This window comes from Pelodictyon clathratiforme (assembly GCF_982375515.1).
Window position 1 is genome coordinate 1,336,591 of sequence record NZ_OZ455102.1, and the last position, 18,286, is coordinate 1,354,876.

The window sequence follows — 18,286 nt, forward strand, 5'->3', positions numbered from 1 at the left end:
CCGGCGAGCGCTTAATTGTAATTTGCCGTCACGGTAAAGGTTCCGCTGTAGTCTCCGGATGGCTGATTGGCAATAAGTGAGAGCGTTCCGCCAACCGTAAATTCATTGCTGGAAGGGGAGTCACTTATCGTTAATGATGATCCTGTCAATGAAGAGGTGAAATCGTTGATCGACATATTGATTCCACCGCCTTTGGTAATGGTAACGATGCCATTAGCGGGCAGGGAGATGGTACAGGCGAGGCCGGTATCACCAGCAACCCTGAATCGTGCAGCTCCAACGGTTGAGCTGACAAGTGTTACGCCACCACCAGCGCTCCGCACACCATCCGTACTGATGGTAACGGTTCCCCCTTCTGTACTGCTTGGTGTGATGGTTCCAAAGGCCAGATTAGATGGGGTTGCAGAGCCTCCATTGCCAATATTGCTGATACTGATTGCCCCCCGCACCGTCGCAGTGGCGGTTGCACTAACACTTGCAGCCTGCGCCTCACTGCCGAAAGCGAGCAGGGTGGCCATGCATAAAAACGTTGAAATTCTCTTGTTCATGATAATCGTCTCTTTATGAGTGACTGGATTGTCGCCAGTTACTACTTTGATTTTGCATATCTACTCCGCCCCGTGCGTCATTTTCTGCTCCTGTTACTGTCGAAAATATATACAATACATATATTAATTCCAATCTAATTAAATATCGTGTATGTGCAAAATGGCGTAATACCATGTTCCCTGTAAGAGGGCGCTTTTTCGATTTGACGAATAAATAGTCTCTTATTGCCTGAAAAATATCTATTTAAGGCCGTTTCTCGGTTGTCTGGCATACACTCATCCGCGACAAATTTGCAAGGGAGGTTGTTTGCTCTGTATATATTGTCAGTATATATGGCTGCAGAGAGATGCCGGGGAGTTATACAGTTTCCATAGCCAGCCAATCCTCGGGAGCTGAGGATGTGGCTGGTAAGAAACAAAGGGGGGCAGGGGGAGTGGCGGAGTGCAAGAGCGAGATTTTATGGAACGGCAATCTTGCCTTCAGCGAGTACCTGTTCAGCGCCATTTTCCTGACCGGTATAGCGGACCATTAGCTCTCCGCTCCGAAAATCAACACCTTTTTGGGGGGTGAGGGCAAGGAGCATGGTGCGTTTTGCATTGGGTGTATAAACGGCCACTCCTTTTATCAGGGCAACGGAGATGGCCTTGTTTCCCGGCGCTTTCCAGAGCACCTCGACATCACCATAGGTAGAGCGAGTTCCTTCACGCTGAATGGTCAAAGCCAGCGCCGGTTTCCCCTCATTGCCTTTCGGGTCAAGACGAAGGCCGCTCAGTCGTGCTGTTGCTGTCAGCGAACCGTGGCGCACAATGACCGGAATCGTCACTCCATAGATCGGCACCAGTTTGATCTGTATACCACGGCTCACCGAATCGGGTTTGACCGCATTCTCGGCAGTGGGTATCAAACGAAAGCTGAGATGGGAGCGGTACTCACCATCAGCAAGATCAGAGGGTTTGCGCAACATCATGCGCACCATCTGCACCTGGCGGGGCTCAAGGATCACCCTGCGCGGGGTAAAACGGACGAAGGTATCAGCAAAGCGGTCATTCGGATCAGCCGGGGTACCTTTCTCGATCTCCTTGATCTCTCCGTTTTCGCTCATGCGACACTGCACAAAGGAGATGGCATAGGTGTGCGCCTTGTCGCTGCGGTTGACCAGAGCCAGTTCAGTGGTCGGCATATTCCCCTCAAAGACAATCCGTGTAGGGGTTACCAGCAGATCCTGAAGTGAATAGCCAGCAGAAGCAGGCTCATCGGCAGCCAGGGTTGATTTGGTGGAACTGCAAAATGTAGCCATCATAAAGAGGGCCGAAAGCAGGTGCTTGATGTTCATAGAGGTTAATAGAAACTATTTTAAGGATGGCATAGTGAACCGTAAAAGCGCAACAATACGCTCAAGATAGGTAAAGAGCGTGTAATTCACTATTGATTATTGGCGGATGAAGCGGGAGTGATGGTAACGCTTTCCCGTGCAGGAGTGAAACGAAAAGAGTTTGCTTTTACGCCCAACATACGGGGAAGCCGGAAAATTAATGCCAGTCTTCCCGTATGTGTACAGGAGAATGCGAGTTGCGAAGAGTTACTTATTGGTATAATACAGTTACATCAAAAGTGCCATTGTAGACCCCTGAAGGCTGAGCTGCAGCGACAGCCAGTTTTGCGCCAACCTTGAAAGTTCCTTGACCGGCAGGATCACTCAGCGTACCTTTATTGTCGATCAAGTTACTGGTAAAGTTTGTAACTGCCATGTCAGTAATAACAAGAGCACCAGTTTTATGGAGAGTTGCAGCACCTGGTAAAGTTACAGAATAACCTGTACCACTATCACCTGAGACAGCAAATTGAGCTGGACTCTGTGTTATCTGAGTGGTCACCGTTACAGCAAAAGAGTCATTCGTTCCACTTGCAGCAACCGTAACTGTTCCTGGTGTTTCTGCATCGGGAATAATGTGTCCAAAGGTTAGAACGCCACCATTCACTCCATCTGCATCCTGTGAAACCGTGAGCGCACCCGCAATTGTTGCTGTTGCATGGCCTGTTGCAGCATAGGCATTGGACCCTGAAGCAAGCAAAGCAGCCATACCGACGAGTGCCAAAATTCTCTTTTTCATAGGTTGTTATTTTTTTCTTAGTAAGGTATAAAGTATATATCGACATAGGTTCCAATATATATAAATCACAAACCGTTTATATGTTTTTTATCACTGGTGTCCAACTGTTGAAAAAATAAATCCATATAGATTATAATAATAAAATAGAATACGAGGTTTTTTAACCGTTACCGACTTGAAAATGCCTGCGATCTTCAATCATTTTATAATTCTTCACCAAGGAATGATCGATGTACACAGGAAAAAAGTTGGTTGAACACCTGTCGCTTTATCAATTTCGCCTGGGTGTTAAGCGATACAACGGCCTTTTCAAGGTTCAATCGTTCATCTGCCTTGATCAATATCTCTCCCTGTTCTTTGCACAACTGACCTATCGAGAAAGTCTTCGTGATATCACGACATGTCAGCTCGACATGCAGAACAAATGGTATCTCATGGGCATTCGTGGAGCACAAGAAGGCTTATGATGATTTTCTTATTCAGAAGAGAACGCCCAAGCGCGGCCTGGTAGTCACGTATAATAATGAAGCAATAAGCCGACACATTAGCCGATATGCGGGATTCCAGGCACTGCTTTCCAATGGCATCAAGGATCCTATCGAAGTCATGAGGGTTTACCGTGACAAGGATGCAGTAGAGAAGTGCTTCGACGACCTGAAAAACTCGTTTTATAGTTGGACAGTAGTGTTTTTTTTATAAATCTCTACGGGTCATATTCCCCGCCGCTTGCGGCGTGATATGATGTATATTAGTTGGCATGAGCGAATATATTCACAAGAGCCACAATGTCACCGTTCTGATGTATCACATAGTGCTACCAGCAAAGTATAGACGCGTGATTTTTGATAATGAGGTGGATGAAGTCCTAAAAGACGTGTGCTTGGACATAGAAAATCGTTATCAGATCAAGTTCCTGGAAATTGGTACAGATAAAGATCATGTGCATTTTTTGGTGCAATCAGTGCCAACGTATAGTGTCACGAAAATCGTGACGATGATAAAGAGTATTTCTGCTCGAGAAGTGTTCAGGCGATGTCCCAAAGTAAAAAAACTGTTGTGGGGTGGTGAGATGTGGACGGATGGGTATTATGCCGGAACGGTTGGAAAGCATGGAAATGAAGACATGATAGGCAAGTATGTCAAAGGGCAGGGCGGTACGTATCAGAAACGCTACAGTGATTATCAGTTGTCACTGTTCTAAAAGAGGAAATCTTCAATACCCCGCTGCTTGCGGCGGGGATTCTTTATTGGAGTTGATGCGCTTTTTGTGGAGGGCTTGTATCGAACGGCTATGCGGAGACGATGCTAAAATAAAATAATGCCTCTTCTTCGAAAGGAGATCTTTCGCGAAGAGGCATTGACTTTGTGTTACTTATTGATATACAACAGTTACTTTGAATGTCCCGGCATATATTCCGGACTTCTGATCTGAAGGTACCTCAAGTACACCACCAACAGAGAATGTTCCCTTACCCTTAGGATCAAGTGTAAGGCTTGTTGCAGATTCAGCCAACTCAGCTTTCATGCTACCTTGTCCAGCGTCTCCAACCAATTCTACGCTTTGTTCTGCATCTATATCGCATATACAGCTAGCACCTCCACTGACAGAGAATTGGGCTGCTCTGGTCGGTGATGTACCTGCGTTGATTTGTGTAGGACCGTCAAAATTGGCTGTTCCATCTGCAGCAACGGTAACTTTCCCTCCGCTACCAGGTACCATGGTTCCGAAAGAGAGCCCTTTATTGGAATTTGTTATCGTTAAAGCGGTTACAATTTTTGCTACCGCATCCGCACTAGCTGTTTCCGCCTGAGCCTCACTACCAAAGGCAAGCAAAGCTGCCATACATCCGAGTGCCAAAATTCTTTTTTTCATGATAATTCTCCTTTGTGTGATTTAAATATCTATCGTTTGTCAAAAAAACTGGAAGCTCTGTAATCTGATTGCCTGATGAAGGTTTGTTAAAACATCCTTTCCCGATCAGCGCCATCTTTCTACTGGTAGAAATATATATAAAATATGGATATTTGCAAATAAATATATATACGCCACCCCCTTATTATTTCCGCGTTATTACAATTTTTTTTATTGAAAAAATCTTAAAATGTTTATTTATAGAGTTTTAAAAAAAGTTAGAAACGGCGATCTCTCTGGTGATGCGCTTGGGTATATATATATGCGGGGTGAATGATACGTGTTTTTTATACACTGGAGCAGGAGCCCTTTCTTTTTTCGGTGAATTTGGTGGGTTGACTTATGCCGGGAGGGGATCGCGAAAAGAAAGAGCTTTTTTTTCGGGCGCCTTACCTGCTGATCACTATATTCTGTACCGCTCAATGGCGGGCGCTGTTACGGAGTGTTCACGGTGACTTTCGGTAACGCGAAATCATGAAATAAGTTATCTTAACAGCACGCATATTGTATGGAACGAACCATCACACCGAATATTTATTATGTCACTGGCGGGGCGCGGAGCGGTAAAAGCTCGTTTGCCTTGCAGCTTGCAAAGCCTTACTACAGTCGCGTTTTTCTTGCGACGGCGGAGCCCTTTGACGGGGAGATGGTACAGCGTATCAGTAAGCATCGGGAGGAGCGGGGTGAGCAGTTCACAACGGTTGAGGAGCCGCTTGCTCTTGATCGTGCCCTCCTGCACCTGCCGGAAGGTACTGATGTGGTGCTGCTCGATTGCCTGACCGTCTGGACCGGAAACCTGATGCACTACGGCGAGGGGAAGGGAGAGGGGGAGATTGACCAGCAGATTGAGCGCTTTCTTGAGGTATTGCGTCATCCTCCCTGCGATATGATTCTTGTTTCCAATGAGGTGGGGATGGGCATTGTGCCGGAGAATGCCATGGCCAGAAGGTTTCGCGATATTGCCGGTATCATCAACCAGCGGGTTGCCGCACTCGCAACGGAGGCTTGGCTGCTTTGCAGTGGTCTGCCGATTCGGCTGAAATAACCTCGAAAATGTATTGAGTAACCAATTAATAGAGTAATGAGAGAATCTATCATGCCTGAAAAGTTGCAGTTATTGCTGGATCGAATTAAACCTGCCTCCCGGTCGCTGAGTGATGCGGCCCGAGCCCATCTTGATGATTTGACCAAACCGCAGGGGAGTCTTGGCCGTTTGGAGGAGATTGCTCTTAAATATGTTCTGGCGACCGGCAACCTGAGCCCGTTGCTTTCAAAAAAGAAAATCTGCTGTTTTGCCGCCGATCATGGTGTGGCGGCTGAAGGGGTTTCGGCTTTTCCGGCAGAGGTGACTCCTCAGATGGTTTATAACATGCTCGGTGGCGGAGCGGCCATTAATGTGCTGACGCGTCATGCGGGTGTTGACCTCGATGTGGTGGATATGGGTGTGAACCATGATTTTCCTGATCTGGCAGGGCTCGTCAAAAGAAAGGTGCAGCCGGGAAGCGCCAATATGGCTACCGGCCCCGCCATGAGTGAGGAGGATGCCCTGCAGGCTCTGCTTTGCGGTGCTGAACTGGCGGCTGAAGCCCAGGAGGCGGGCTACCATCTCCTTGGAACCGGTGAGATGGGGATTGCCAATACCACTCCGGCAACGGCGCTCTATGCTGTTTTGCTTGATGTATCGGTTGAGAGCATTACAGGAAGGGGCACCGGTATTGATGATGAGCGCCTGCTCCACAAGATTGCTGTTATCAAACAGGCGATTGCCGTTAATGGCTCCCGCTGCACCACGCCGTTCGCGACGCTTGCCGCGCTTGGTGGTTACGAAATTGCGGCCATTGCCGGATTCATTCTTGGCGCAGCCGCAGCCCGCACTCCTGTGGTTGTTGATGGCTTTATCTCTTCTGCAGGAGCGGTGGTGGCGCTCAAACTCTGCCCGGCAGTTGAAGACTATCTTTTTTTCAGCCATCTCTCCAATGAACAGGGGCACAGGGCAGTTATGGAGAAGCTTGGCGCCCGGCCGATTCTTGATCTTGATCTTCGCCTTGGTGAGGGGACGGGTGCGGCTATTGCTATGCAGCTTATTGAGGGCGCTGTAAAAATTTACAATGAGATGGCCACCTTCAGTGCTGCAAGGGTCAGTGAAAAAAGCGGGGAGTAGGGGATGCTGAGCGGCCTTGTTACAGCGTTGAGAACACTTACCCTCTTTCCTGTTCCCGGAAAGGAGACCGACACCTTCAGCCGCTCGCTTTTCTGGTTTCCTGTTGTGGGGTTGCTGCTTGGATCTATCCAGGCGGCGCTCGGCTATTTTACCTCTCTTCTTGGCTGGAATGAGCTGTCGGCTGCGTTTGTGGTGCTTGGCGGTATTGCGCTTACCAGAGGAATGCATGCCGATGGGCTTGCCGATCTGGCTGATGGTTTCTGGGGGGGCAGGACGAGGGAGTCGGCTCTGCGGATTATGAAGGATCCCAACGTCGGCTCTTTTGGAGCCATCGCTCTCTCCGGCATGATGCTGCTCAAATGGATTGCCATCCTTAAGCTGGTTGATATCGGAGCGTTTGCATGCATTGCTGCAGGGGTACTGCTTGCCCGCTGGGTGCAGGTTCTCCTCGCCTCAGCGCTCCCTTACGCCCGCCGGGAGGGAGGCACGGCGCAATCTTTTGTAAGCGGGGCAGGTGTTGTCCATATCGTGGTTACCTCCGCGCTGACGCTCTTGTTTCTTTTTCCGCTTCTTCATGCCGACCTTTATGCCAACCTTTATGCCGTTGTCGCAATGATAAGCGCCGCACTCGCTGCCGCTTTGTTGACTGGCCTCTTGAGTTACCGCAAAATCGGGGGAGTTACCGGCGATGTGCTTGGGGCAGGAAGTGAGGTGACCGAGTTGTTTGTCTGGATTGCGGCAGCGCTCTCTGCCGCTCTCAAGGCGTAGTCTCTGTTTTGTTGGGGGCGAAACAGTGATCAGTCACGGTTTTCAACCTGAACGATTTTTCTTTCCGGCAGGATCACAGCCGTCAGCCTCCCCATGAGCGGGTTTTTGCTGTAGACGCAACCGGTGTCGATGGCGATCAGCCGTTCAAGCATTACTGGTACAGGAATTGCGGTGTGGCCGCAGACAACGGTTTTTTCCCATTTGTAGTTGTTGCTTTCAAGGAAGGTGGTACGCATGTGCACCCGTTGCCAGCAGAACTCTTCAGGTTTGTAGTAACGGATATTATCTTTGATGGAGAGTTCAGGATCGAGGCCTCCATGGGTAAAGAAATAGTGCTCGGTTTCAATGAAGTGCCGGCAATTACGAATAAAGAGCAGGTGCTCTTCCTCCAGATCGCAGCCGTCGAGGCTGTTGTAGGATGCAAGGGTGGCCTGCCCTCCGTTGCCGAGCCAGTTGTCTGAGCTGCAGTTGTCGAGATAATCAAGAAACATCAACTCATGATTGCCCATAAGGAAATGGCAGGAGTACCTGCTGCTGAGTTCGATGAGAAAGTCAATTACCTCTTTTGAGTGATTACCACGGTCAATCATATCGCCTAAAAAAAGAAGCTGATCTTCAGCTTCAGGCTTAATCTGCCGGATCAGTTTTTTGAGGGGATGGAGGCAGCCGTGGATATCTCCGATAGCGATGATCCGACGGGTTTCTGATAACAAAGGTTGCATTGCGGTAGTAACATATTCTGTATTGCAACAATATCCATGCTTTCAAGCAGGATTGCCGATGCAACTCTTCTGGTTTCTGCTGTTTTGTTGATTGAAAATGGTGGTGAGTCTGCGCTATTTAAAATATTTCATTTCAACCGTCACCTCAAGCTCCTTGGTGTCGAGCGTAAAAACGGAATCGTTGAATTTAGGTCCGCCCATTCCAATTTTCGGGTTGTTTGAAACCCCGACACCCTCTTTTGGTATCCCGATAAAGTTGGTATCAAGTTTTCCATTATTGTTTTCGTCGTGCATGATGCTGACGGCGTAACTACCGTAAGGAAGATCTTCGAAGACAACGGTTTCGGTAGTGCCGGAGATTTTTTTCAGTTCCGAGGTATAAGCTTGCTCATGTTTGCCGGGAAACCCTTTTTTTGAGTTGTAGAGTGAAACGCCAAGCATGCCCTTAAGGTGCTTTAACTCTATGATGTGTACCGTGATTTTTCCGGTTTGGGCGGCTGTTGTTTTGTTGATTTCATCGGCGGACAGAGTTGCGGTACCTATAAAAAAGAGTACAACAAAAAAGAAAATGTTCTTCATAGCGAGAAGGAGATACGTTTCACAGGGTTTCATCAAGAGCATGATCACTCAACATTGCGACTTCACTCACGTTGTGAGTATTGACCCAATATCGGTAATCATGGCATCAGGTACAAGCAGATAACATGGATAGAGCGTGATAACCGGTTTCGATGCTGCTGTTTTCGTTTATATCTTGTAAACATTGCGAATTAAAGCTAAATAGCTCTATCAGCAACCCGGATGTGTTGATGACAGAGTTTCCATCTCCCATTGTAACTGTGGTGATGCTGGACTGTCTGAGAAAAAACAGTGTTTGAAATACGGGAAACCGCGATGAAAAAAAGCCAAGCCACCGTGACGGATATTTCTGAATTGCGATGTCGGGCAGAGGATCATCTTCGAAAAAGCCAGCCTGGTGAGCAGGGTTTTTCCCTGTCGCAGGGTGATATGCATCGGATGATCCATGAGTTGTCGGTTCATCAGATTGAACTTCAAATGCAGCAGGAGGAGCTGCTTCAGTCGAAGGATGAGCTGGAAGATGCTCTTGCACGCTATACCAGGCTTTACGATTTCGCTCCTGTGGGCTATCTGACGCTTGCTGTCGATGGCACCATTCTTGATGCTAATCTTACGGCAACAACGATGTTTGGTGTGGATCGCTCCTTGTTGAAGGGCTCCTGTATGGCGCTCTTTGTCGCTCCTGAAGAGATGAGGGTTTTTAAAGCGCTGATGGAGAGGGTTTTCAGCCATCAGGCGCAAGGCTCTTGTGATCTTACGCTTTGTTACGAGAGTCTCTCTGCGACTTTGCGATGTACCGTGCATATTGATGCTGTCATTCAGGATGATGGCCAGTCATGCTGCATGGCGCTTTCTGATGTCACCCGCCAGAAGCGGATTGAGAGAGAGCATGCGGCGATTCAGATAACTTTGGTTCAGGCTCAGAAGATGGAGTCAATCGGGAGGCTTGCGGGTGGTGTTGCGCATGATATGAACAATATGCTGCAGGTGCAGCTTGGTAATATCGAGTATTTACTCTCAATGGGGGAGCTTTCGGAGAGTGTGCGGCTGACCCTTTCCGATCTTCAGAATTCCGTCATGAGATCTGCAGGGATTGTTCGTCAACTGCTTGCCTTTGCCCGAAAGCAGATAATCCATCCGAAGGTGCTCGATTTCAATGCTGCGATAACTACTATTCTGAGAATGCTTGGACACATTCTTGGTGAGCATATCAAGCTGATCTTTGCTCCAGGAACTCTTCTCTGGTCAGTGAAGATAGATGCCGTGCAAATAGATCAGATAATGACCAATCTTGCTCTCAATGCAAGGGATGCCATCAAGGTGAACGGTACCCTTTTTATTGTGACCCGCAATGTTGTTGTTGAAGCTGATTTCTGTCACGATCATTCTGAACTGATTCCTGGCGATTACGTCTTGCTTGAGGTCCGGGATGATGGCTTCGGGATGGAGAAGGAGGTTCTCGATTATGTTTTTGAGCCCTATTTTACCACCAAATTCATGGGTGATGGCGCGGGTCTTGGGCTTGCAATGGTTTATGGCATCGTACAACAGAACCATGGAGCGATTTTTGCCTCCAGCATAAAAGGCACAGGGACGACATTCGCGATCTATTTGCCCCGTGTCCCGGCTTGCCCGCAAATCTGATGAACTTTTGGATGCCATCGCTCCATAGTGGACAAGGGGTTATCGAAGCTCTGCTGACGGAGCTGGGCTCCCTTTGCTGGCAACACACTCCTTGTTGCGTAACAACCCTTTTGGCAAAGAGCTGATATAGCCCGGACACGTCAGTTTGTCACATGCTGTTTTATTGTCAGACCAGAAGAGATGCCCGGTTATATCGACCTTGGCAGCAATCATGGTTTGTTCCGGTGTGTCAAGGTAGCCCACATCTCCCTGCTGCAGAATATAAGCCACTTTACCTCCGCCGTATGTATCGCCGATAATGAGCGGCGCTGCGGATGAGAGGGAAGAGCATCCTGCAAGAGCGGTACCAGTGAAAAGGAGCACTTTCAGATACCTTGATGCGCCTGTTGTTTCGAAGGGTTTCATGATGCTATACGTTAATTTTGTTCTGTTACCGTCAACAGTTTGCCTGTTATTCGATTATCGTTTAATCGAGCGGATGTCGATGGCCCGTTTTTCCGTTGCATCAGCATCGCTTTTGCGCCCGGTATGCGAATAGATGACCGCTAAATTTTCAAGGAGTGTTGCAACATTTGGGTGAATCAGTCCAAGATTTTTTTCGATGATTGCCAGTGAACGCAACGATAACGGTTCGGCCTCTTTATACTGCCCCTGGGCTACATAAATCACCGCCAGGTTATTCAAACTCACGGCTACATTGGTGTGATAGGGGCCAAACGTTTTCTCCCAGATTGCAAGCGAACGGTTCAGAAGAGGTGTTGCTTCATGGTATTTACCCTGATCATTGTAGAGTAAGGCCAGGTTATTAAGGCTTAATGCCACATCAGGGTGAAGGGAGCCAAACAGTTTTTCCCGGATGGCGAGCGCTCGCCTGAAAAGTGGCTCAGCTTCGCTGTACTTTTTCTCGGTAAGAAACAGTTGCGCCAGATTATCAAGACTCAGGGCAACATCAGGTGAATCGGAGACAAAGGCGTGTTCAAAAATCGCAAGCGTACGCTTGTAAAGCGGTTCAACCTCTTTGTACCGACCCTGGGCATAATAGAGCGCAGCAATGTTGTTGATGCTGAAGGCAAGATCGGGAGAATCAGAACCAAGGGCTTTTTCAAAGATGAGCTGTGCTCGTATAAAGAGCGGTTCGGCCAGTGTATATTGAGCCTGGGCATAATAAAGGGAGGCCAGGTTATTCAGCTTCACTGCTACATCAGGATGGTCGGGGCCGAGGATTTTTTCCTGCATGGCCAGCGCCCGTTTCATCAGTGGCAGTGCTGTGGCGTATTTTTCCTGAACCCTGTACAGTGTGGCCAGGTTGTTCAGGCTCCTGGCAACATCGGGGTGCTCAAGGCCAAAGCTCTTCTCCCTGATTTCAAGTGCACGCAGGTAGAGGGGCTCTGCTTCCTGGTATCTCCCCTGGGTTTTGTAGAGCTCAGCCAGGTTGTTCAGAATCTGGGCTACACGGGGGTGCTCCTTGCCGAATGTTTTCTCATGGATAGTGAGCGCCCGCAGGTAGAGCGGTTCGGCCTCCTGATATCTGGCCTGGAGTGCGTAAAATCCAGCCAGATTGTTCAGGCATGTAGCGATATCGGGCTGATCGGATCCAAAAACCTTCTCCCGGATGGCGAGCGCCCGTTTGGAGAGCGCTTCAATTTCTGCATATCTCCCCTCTGCCGAGTACAGCCCGGCAAGACTGTTCAGGCTGATGGATACCTTGGAATGAAAAGGGCCAAAAACCTTCTCCCGGATCGCCAACGAACGTTTGAAGAGTGGCTCAGCCTCTTTGTACCGCCCCTGCATTTTATACAGCTCTCCAAGGTTATTAAGACTTGTTGCAATATCGGGGTCATCCGGATAAAGAGCCTTCTCCCGAATGGCGAGTGCCTGCAGGTAGAGCGATTCGGCTTCTGCATAGCGCCCCTCGACAAAGTAGAGTCCTGCCAGATTGTTGATACTTGTTGCCAGATGAGGATCAAACGGGTCAAGGTTTTTTTCTCGGATGGCCAGTGCCCGGAGATACAGCGGCTCGGCTTCACTGAATTTCCCCTGAATTTGATAGAGTTCACCCAGGTTGTTCAGAGGCCTGACGACATCAGGGTGATTCTGGCCGAGCAGACGTTCATCAATCTGGAGTGCACGTTTAAAGAGCTGCTCCGATTCTGCATACCGACCCTGGGCAAAGTATAATCTTCCGAGGTTGTTCAGACTCATGGCTACATCAGGATGATCTTTGCCAAGGAGTCTCTCACGGATGGCAAGTGAGCGGAGAGAGAGCGATGTTGCCACGCTATATTTGTCGAGAGTACCATAATACTCAGCCAGGTTGTTCAGGCTTACGGCAACATCAAGGTGATTGTCTCCAAAGATTTTTCCCCTGATGGCCAGCGCCCGCTTGAAGAGCGGTTCGGCCTCGGTGTATCGTCCCTGAACCTTATACAACTCAGCGATATTGTTCAGGCTGGTTGCCAGATCAGGATGGTTGCTGTCGAGGATTTTTTCACGGATGGCGAGCGCACGCCTGAAAAGTGGTTCAGCTTCGGCATAGAGCCCTTGAGCATAGTACAAGCCGGCAATATTGTTCAGGTTCAGTGCCAGATCGGCAGAATTCACTTCGCTGTTTTTCTCTGCATTCTCCAGATCTTTCTCTGCGATGATTTTGATACGCTTGACCCGGTAAAGTTCATCAACATCCCTGTTGACTGCTGCCCGAAGAGTCTCTCTGCCCTGAATCCCCGCACAGGCGAGAGCAACAAAGAGAAAAAGTATTCTATAAACGGATCTCATCGGACACCTGCTGGCTGCGGACGTAAAAAAAAATATTCACCGAGCTACTCTTCTTGTCTTATATAACCCTGTAATACAAAGTACAGATGTAATACATAAAATGCAAACAGGCAGAGATAATAGCTCTTCAGAGAAAACATTTCGGTTCACTTGCGTATCTTTTATCCGCAGGGGAAAAACAAAAATCTTTATGGTGCATGACCTTTTATCGCTCATCAACAATGCCTTCTGTTCTTGAAAATGTCTCTCTTGGGAAGAGGGGTTATTACGGAATTGGGGGTAAGGCCCGTTTTTTTGCCCAGCCTGGCAGTCCGGCGGAACTTGCAGATCTGCTGCACTGGTGCCTTGATCAACAACTTTCTCTTGCCCTTATGGGGAGTGGGAGCAACATCCTTTTTTCTGATAATGAGTTCCCCGGTATGGTGATCTCTCTGGGCGGGATGCAGCGACTTTTCTGGCTTTCGGATGATGAGTTGTTCTGCGAGGCCGGTGTGGAGAACAGCCGGATTGCTGAAGAGCTGTTACTGTCTGGCAGGGATGGGGGAGAGTGGCTGTATCGGCTTCCCGGCCAGATTGGGGCTACAGTGAGGATGAATGCCCGCTGTTTCGGGGGAGAGGTCTCTGCAATTACGGCCGCTATCCAGACGATCTCTCTTGAGGGTTGTCTGCGCTGGCAGTTGCCTGATGAGGTCTTTTATGGATACAAGCAGACCTCTTTGATGGAGAAGCCGGAAATTGTGGTTGCCGTCCTCTTGCGTTTTCCTCAAATCAGACCAGTGGAGGAGATCAGCCGCTTGATGCAGGGATATGAGGAGGAGCGTTCTGCAAAGCACCATTTCGATTTTCCAAGTTGCGGTTCGACCTTTAAAAACAATTATGCTCTTGGTCGTTCAAGCGGTACTATCTTCGATGAGCTTGGTTTCAAGGGTCAGTCGGAGGGTGGCGCGATGGTGAGCAAGCACCATGCCAATTTTATCTATAACAGGGGAGGGGCAACTGCCGGTGACGTCCTGAGGCTTGCCGGACGCATGAAAGATGCGGCCTTGGAGCAGGTTGGGGCCAAACTCGATCTTGAGGTTGAGTGCATCGGGTTGTTTGATGCGGATCTGCTTGGATCGTGTGGTGTCCGGTTTGTGCCTGATCGTCGTGATTCTTCAAAGGGGTGGGCTGGTCTTTTATGGAATCCGCAGGAAGAGGAGTTGGTTTCCCTTCCGGATCCACTTTTTCCCCGCACGCTTATGCATGGGCCTCTTGTTGGTTATTCCGGTCTCGACAGGGAGTTTCCGGCCTCAGTGTTTGTCTCTGTTGAGCAACTGCTTTCGCTTCAGGATGCCGCCGCCGATCCTGCAGCGCCTTTTCTTCGCTGGACAACTCTTGGCAAGTATGAAGCTCTTTTTGTAGTAAAACCGCCATCTGTCATTCCGGCTGGAAGTTTTACCGACGGACTGTGGCACTACAGTGTTTCCGAACTTTTTATCGCTTCCGGGGATCCTGCTGGAGGCTATCTTGAGTTTGAAATGACTCCTGACGCCCACTGGGTTGCGCTTCGTTTCGAGGCGCCAAGAAAAAGGGAGAGAGGCTGTGAAGTGCTTTCACCGGAGCCATGGGAAAAACAGGTGCGCATGGTGCAGGGTGAGGGGCAGTTTGGGATGGAGTTGTCGTGGGAATTGATTGAGCCTTTTGTTACAGGGGAGCTTCTTCTGCTGCAATGTTGTGCATCTTCAGGAAAAGGGGAGTATGCCCTATTTCCCTGGTGGCAGCATCCCTCATTACCGGCTGATTTTCACCAGCCGGCTCATTTTTTCAGGATTCGTCTTGTTTGAATTCCCTGAACAGAGGAGTTACAAATCGGCTGCTGGCATTCGGGAAACTTCCGCTGCCGTAAAGACCGGTCCCTCCTTGCAGACATAGACCGAGCCTACATTGCATCGTCCGCATTTGCCAACTCCGCATTTCATGCGATTTTCAAGTGTTGTATAGACGTTTGCTTCATCAAAGCCAAGCTTTTTGAGCGAGATCAGGGTGAACTTGATCATGATTGGGGGCCCGCAAATGACGGCTATACAGTTTTCGGGAGAGGGGGCAGCCTCCTCAAGCACGGTAGGCACGAAGCCGACCCGGTGCTTCCAGTCGGGTGATTCTCCACCTGGATCGACGGTAAGGACAAGATCGACATCAGCGCGATTTTCCCACTCTTCCAGTTCATGTTTGTAGACCAGATCGGCGACGGTACGGGCTCCATAGACAATGGTGACATGCCCGAATTTTTCACGTTGGTCGAGGCATGACCAGATGACACTTCGCGTCGGTGGCAGGGCTATACCTCCCGAAATGAAGAGGAGGTTTTTGCCATAGAACTCCTCAATGGGAAAGCGGTTTCCGTAGGGTCCCCGGAAGGTTATGAGGTCACCGATATCAGCATTTGCCAAAACAGATGTTACCCTGCCGGACTGGCGGAAGGTACATTCAATATAGTCGTTGCGGGTTTCAGGGCTTGCGACGCAGAAGGTGCTTTCTCCCTCGCCGTAAATACCGTAGAGTCCGAACATGCCGGTACGGAACGTTTTTTTGAACTGCTCAAGGTCGTCCGGGTTCTGAAATTCAAGCCTCAGGGTTTTCACTCCGGGAGCTTCGTCGTGGCGGGCGACGATTTTCATGATAGCCGGTTTGTAGATGTTCGCTGGTGTGCTTTGGATGGTTTCTGTCACGGCTGTAATTTTGAAATCTCTTGTAAAGTCTCTGTAATTCCCATGTCAACCGGGCACTGGCGTGAACAGCGGCCACATCCGCTGCAACTGTTGACGTTGAATTTGCCGGGAAAATAGTTGAATTTGTGCATGATGCGCTGGCGCCAGCGTGCCGACTGCGTTGAGCGAGGGTTATGGCCAGAGGTGTGCATGGTAAAGAGGGAGAAGGAGCAACTATCCCAGTTTTTTCTTCTGATACCGCTGTAGGTATCCCCCTCGTCCTGAATGTCGAAGCAGTGGCAGGTGGGACAGAGATAGGTACAGGAGGCGCAGCCAATACAGCGCATCGAGATCTCTTTCCAGAATTTGCTGTCGAAGTTTTCAGGGTTTTGCAGCCAGGTAACGCAGGCGTCGAGATTAAATTTTTCGGGCACGACGACGGTCGGAAGCGCTGGTTCTGAGCCCTCCTGGAGATAGTCGGATATTATTGCGAATGCTTCACGACCTCGATCGGTCAGCTCCTCAACCAGCCATCCCCTGTTCCTTTCAAGAGGACGCAGAAGGATGTCGGAGCCTTTTGTGCTGTCTGGCGCCAGTTTGAGCGAGGTGCACATGCAGAAGTCGTCAGCGGTTGTGCATGCAATGGTGACGATAACCGATTCATTGCGTCGCTGAAACCAGTATTCATCCTTGTAGTCCCATCCAAACAGGGGATCGTCAATAGCCAGACCGGAAGCGTCGCAGGCCCTTGCACCGAAGATGATTCTTTTTCCCTGCGGGGGAGTGAAGTCAACCGTGTCGATCTCATTTTTTTTGATGGTGTAACGCACCATTGGTTCCGTCTGCGGAAAAAAAAGTTCCTTGAGTGAGCGGTCGGGCAGCACCATGCCGAAATCGAGCTCTGCGCCGTTTTCAACTGCGGCATATGTTGAAAGAGACTCTCCCCGCACAGGGCCAATGACCTCAAGACCCGCCGAGCGCCATTTTGTGACACAATGGTCAAGTTTATCGCTGAAAAGGATTCTTGTCATACGTGTTGGTTACTTAGAGAATGAATGTCTCGGTGTCGTCCTTTTTGAAACTTGCAAGTACCGGCTCCTGGGTCTGGCTTAACCCTGCAAAATGATCGAATTCCTCCATCACCTCTTTGGCCATTCTTTGGTTGATGAGGCGGAGCGGGATGTTGACGGGGCAGGCGCGGTCGCAGTTGCCGCATTGAACGCATCGTCCGGCAAGGTGAAATGCCCGGACAATATTCCATTCGAAATTGCCGAGGGTATGCGATGAGGTATTGATCCACTGAGGCTGATTGTTGTCAACAATGCATCGGCGGCAGTAGCACATGGGACAAGCCTGGCGGCAGGCATAGCATTTGATGCAGCGTGAAAACTCCTCCTGCCAGAAGTCGAATCGTTCCCGTGTATCCATTTTCCCGATACGCTCAAGAAGAGGCTCTTCAGGTATTTGCCTGGGGTGTTCCTTGCTGTCGCCTATCAGATCGGAGAAGTCGCTGGCATGGCGGCCCTGTAACGGGCTGACCGCTCTGTCGATGGAGTCGAATCCGAGGATAACGACCTGGTCGGCATTGAGTTGTGATTCTGCGGCGAGGATATTGATGGAGCGAATTCCTTCGGGTCGCAGAAAAATGCCGACCTTTTTTTCATCGCTCAGCAGCCCTTCGGCAACAAGATATCCCGAGAGATTTGTGACGCAGAGACTGTCGAGCACAAGCTGATCAGCCTCTTCAGAGGTGCGGATAAAGAGTGGTCGGCGCCGGTCGGAGGTTGAGCCTGGTTTGTAGCCAATAACCATTTTTACCGTTCCGCTGGCAAGAAGCTCTTTGACTGCGGTTCTGTATTTTTCCTGTGTAATCATTACCTGTTGATTTTAAAGTGTCGCCGGTGATTCACTCTCTTTGATCAATTGGTGATATTGATCAAAAGGGCCAAGAGTACGAATATCTTCCGTGACGCTGTTGATGAGATCGGCAAACTTTCCCCCTTCAGCAGCGCTTATCCATGAATATTTTACCCGTTCCGGCGATATGCCTGCGAAGTCAAGGAGGGCGCGAAAAACAATCCAGCGGCGACGTGCGTGGTAGTTGCCGTGAGTAAAATGGCAGTCACCCGGATGGCAGCCGCTGACAAGTACACCGTCCGCCCCCTTCTGCAGTGCTTTCAGAATAAACATAGGGCTGATTCTTCCTGTACAGGGAAGACGGACAATGCGGACATTGGGTGCGTATTTCAGCCGACTGGTTCCCGCCAGATCAGCTCCGGCATAGGTGCAGTAGGTACAGACAAAAGCAACAATCTTCGGTTCAAATGGTTCACTCATCAGCTTACTCCTGTAGCAGGGTTCTTTTCGTTCACGGTAAA

Annotated in this window: 19 protein-coding genes and 1 pseudogene; 8 read left to right on the forward strand and 12 right to left on the reverse strand. The window is 49.5% G+C overall.

What is annotated here, in order from left to right:
• Positions 1–11: 11 nt before the first annotated feature.
• The 3 genes from AC56AD_RS06505 to AC56AD_RS06515 form a co-directional block, all read right to left on the reverse strand.
• Positions 12–548, reverse strand: coding sequence for a DUF4402 domain-containing protein (locus AC56AD_RS06505; RefSeq protein WP_041526463.1), 537 nt, complete (start codon positions 546–548; stop codon positions 12–14).
• A 458-nt stretch (positions 549–1,006) separates the two neighbouring features.
• Complete coding sequence (locus AC56AD_RS06510; RefSeq protein ID WP_012508043.1) at positions 1,007–1,882, reverse strand: fimbrial biogenesis chaperone; 876 nt, start codon at positions 1,880–1,882, stop codon at positions 1,007–1,009.
• A 250-nt stretch (positions 1,883–2,132) separates the two neighbouring features.
• Positions 2,133–2,660 (reverse strand): DUF4402 domain-containing protein, encoded by a 528-nt coding sequence (locus AC56AD_RS06515; protein ID WP_012508044.1) that lies wholly within the window; start codon positions 2,658–2,660, stop codon positions 2,133–2,135.
• 230 nt (positions 2,661–2,890) lie between these two features.
• Here AC56AD_RS06515 and AC56AD_RS06520 point away from each other — a divergent pair, with 230 nt between their 5' ends.
• From AC56AD_RS06520 to tnpA, 3 genes and pseudogenes are all read left to right on the forward strand, one after another.
• Positions 2,891–3,127 carry a DUF4372 domain-containing protein gene (locus tag AC56AD_RS06520; protein ID WP_012508045.1) on the forward strand — a complete coding sequence of 79 codons (237 nt, stop codon included), beginning with the start codon at positions 2,891–2,893 and terminating at the stop codon, positions 3,125–3,127.
• Positions 3,111–3,326 (forward strand): annotated as a pseudogene (locus AC56AD_RS06525) (IS1634 family transposase); the annotation flags it as partial. The gene AC56AD_RS06520 and the pseudogene AC56AD_RS06525, both read left to right, overlap by 17 nt.
• 91 nt (positions 3,327–3,417) lie before the next feature.
• Complete coding sequence (gene tnpA / locus AC56AD_RS06530) at positions 3,418–3,861, forward strand: IS200/IS605 family transposase (protein WP_012508047.1); 444 nt, start codon at positions 3,418–3,420, stop codon at positions 3,859–3,861.
• 171 nt (positions 3,862–4,032) lie between these two features.
• Here the strand turns inward: tnpA and AC56AD_RS06535 are convergent, their stop codons facing one another.
• Positions 4,033–4,533 carry a DUF4402 domain-containing protein gene (locus tag AC56AD_RS06535; RefSeq protein WP_012508048.1) on the reverse strand — a complete coding sequence of 167 codons (501 nt, stop codon included), beginning with the start codon at positions 4,531–4,533 and terminating at the stop codon, positions 4,033–4,035.
• Positions 4,534–5,080: 547 nt separating this feature from the next.
• Between AC56AD_RS06535 and cobU the strand changes: the two genes are divergently transcribed.
• Genes cobU through cobS form a run of 3 tightly spaced genes read left to right on the forward strand, consistent with a single transcriptional unit; the run spans position 5,081 to position 7,501 of the window.
• A complete protein-coding gene (cobU, locus tag AC56AD_RS06540; RefSeq protein WP_012508049.1) occupies positions 5,081–5,617 on the forward strand; it encodes a bifunctional adenosylcobinamide kinase/adenosylcobinamide-phosphate guanylyltransferase in 537 nt (178 codons plus the stop codon).
• 51 nt (positions 5,618–5,668) lie between these two features.
• On the forward strand, positions 5,669–6,733 hold the full coding sequence (cobT, locus tag AC56AD_RS06545; protein ID WP_012508050.1) for a nicotinate-nucleotide--dimethylbenzimidazole phosphoribosyltransferase: 1,065 nt from the start codon (positions 5,669–5,671) through the stop codon (positions 6,731–6,733).
• Positions 6,734–6,736: 3 nt separating this feature from the next.
• Positions 6,737–7,501, forward strand: coding sequence for an adenosylcobinamide-GDP ribazoletransferase (cobS, locus tag AC56AD_RS06550; protein WP_012508051.1), 765 nt, complete (start codon positions 6,737–6,739; stop codon positions 7,499–7,501).
• A 29-nt stretch (positions 7,502–7,530) separates the two neighbouring features.
• Here cobS and AC56AD_RS06555 read toward each other — a convergent pair whose 3' ends face one another.
• Positions 7,531–8,223, reverse strand: a complete 693-nt coding sequence (locus tag AC56AD_RS06555; RefSeq protein ID WP_012508052.1) for a metallophosphoesterase family protein — start codon at positions 8,221–8,223, stop codon at positions 7,531–7,533.
• 114 nt (positions 8,224–8,337) lie between these two features.
• A complete protein-coding gene (locus AC56AD_RS06560; RefSeq protein WP_041526742.1) occupies positions 8,338–8,802 on the reverse strand; it encodes a DUF2141 domain-containing protein in 465 nt (154 codons plus the stop codon).
• A 315-nt stretch (positions 8,803–9,117) separates the two neighbouring features.
• Here AC56AD_RS06560 and AC56AD_RS06565 point away from each other — a divergent pair, with 315 nt between their 5' ends.
• Entirely contained in the window at positions 9,118–10,446 is a 1,329-nt protein-coding gene (locus AC56AD_RS06565) for a two-component system sensor histidine kinase NtrB (RefSeq protein ID WP_012508054.1), read from the forward strand.
• Between the two features lie 39 nt (positions 10,447–10,485).
• Here AC56AD_RS06565 and AC56AD_RS06570 read toward each other — a convergent pair whose 3' ends face one another.
• Both AC56AD_RS06570 and AC56AD_RS06575 read right to left on the reverse strand, forming a co-directional pair.
• Positions 10,486–10,851, reverse strand: coding sequence for a hypothetical protein (locus tag AC56AD_RS06570; protein ID WP_012508055.1), 366 nt, complete (start codon positions 10,849–10,851; stop codon positions 10,486–10,488).
• A gap of 54 nt (positions 10,852–10,905) precedes the next feature.
• The gene (locus AC56AD_RS06575; protein ID WP_012508056.1) at positions 10,906–13,221 is read right to left on the reverse strand and encodes a tetratricopeptide repeat protein; all 2,316 of its coding nucleotides are present in this window, start codon (positions 13,219–13,221) and stop codon (positions 10,906–10,908) included.
• 197 nt (positions 13,222–13,418) lie between these two features.
• Between AC56AD_RS06575 and murB the strand changes: the two genes are divergently transcribed.
• On the forward strand, positions 13,419–15,044 hold the full coding sequence (murB, locus tag AC56AD_RS06580) for a UDP-N-acetylmuramate dehydrogenase (RefSeq protein ID WP_223294000.1): 1,626 nt from the start codon (positions 13,419–13,421) through the stop codon (positions 15,042–15,044).
• Positions 15,045–15,062: 18 nt separating this feature from the next.
• On the opposite strand, the gene AC56AD_RS06585 is transcribed toward murB, so the two are convergent.
• The 4 genes from AC56AD_RS06585 to AC56AD_RS06600 are packed head-to-tail and all read right to left on the reverse strand — an operon-like array spanning position 15,063 to position 18,245.
• Positions 15,063–15,878, reverse strand: a complete 816-nt coding sequence (locus tag AC56AD_RS06585; protein ID WP_012508058.1) for an FAD/NAD(P)-binding protein — start codon at positions 15,876–15,878, stop codon at positions 15,063–15,065.
• Positions 15,879–15,925: 47 nt separating this feature from the next.
• Entirely contained in the window at positions 15,926–16,939 is a 1,014-nt protein-coding gene (locus tag AC56AD_RS06590; RefSeq protein WP_012508059.1) for a 4Fe-4S dicluster domain-containing protein, read from the reverse strand.
• Positions 16,940–16,952: 13 nt separating this feature from the next.
• The gene (locus AC56AD_RS06595) at positions 16,953–17,783 is read right to left on the reverse strand and encodes a 4Fe-4S dicluster domain-containing protein (RefSeq protein WP_012508060.1); all 831 of its coding nucleotides are present in this window, start codon (positions 17,781–17,783) and stop codon (positions 16,953–16,955) included.
• Between the two features lie 12 nt (positions 17,784–17,795).
• Complete coding sequence (locus AC56AD_RS06600) at positions 17,796–18,245, reverse strand: hydrogenase iron-sulfur subunit (protein ID WP_012508061.1); 450 nt, start codon at positions 18,243–18,245, stop codon at positions 17,796–17,798.
• Positions 18,246–18,286 lie beyond the last annotated feature (41 nt).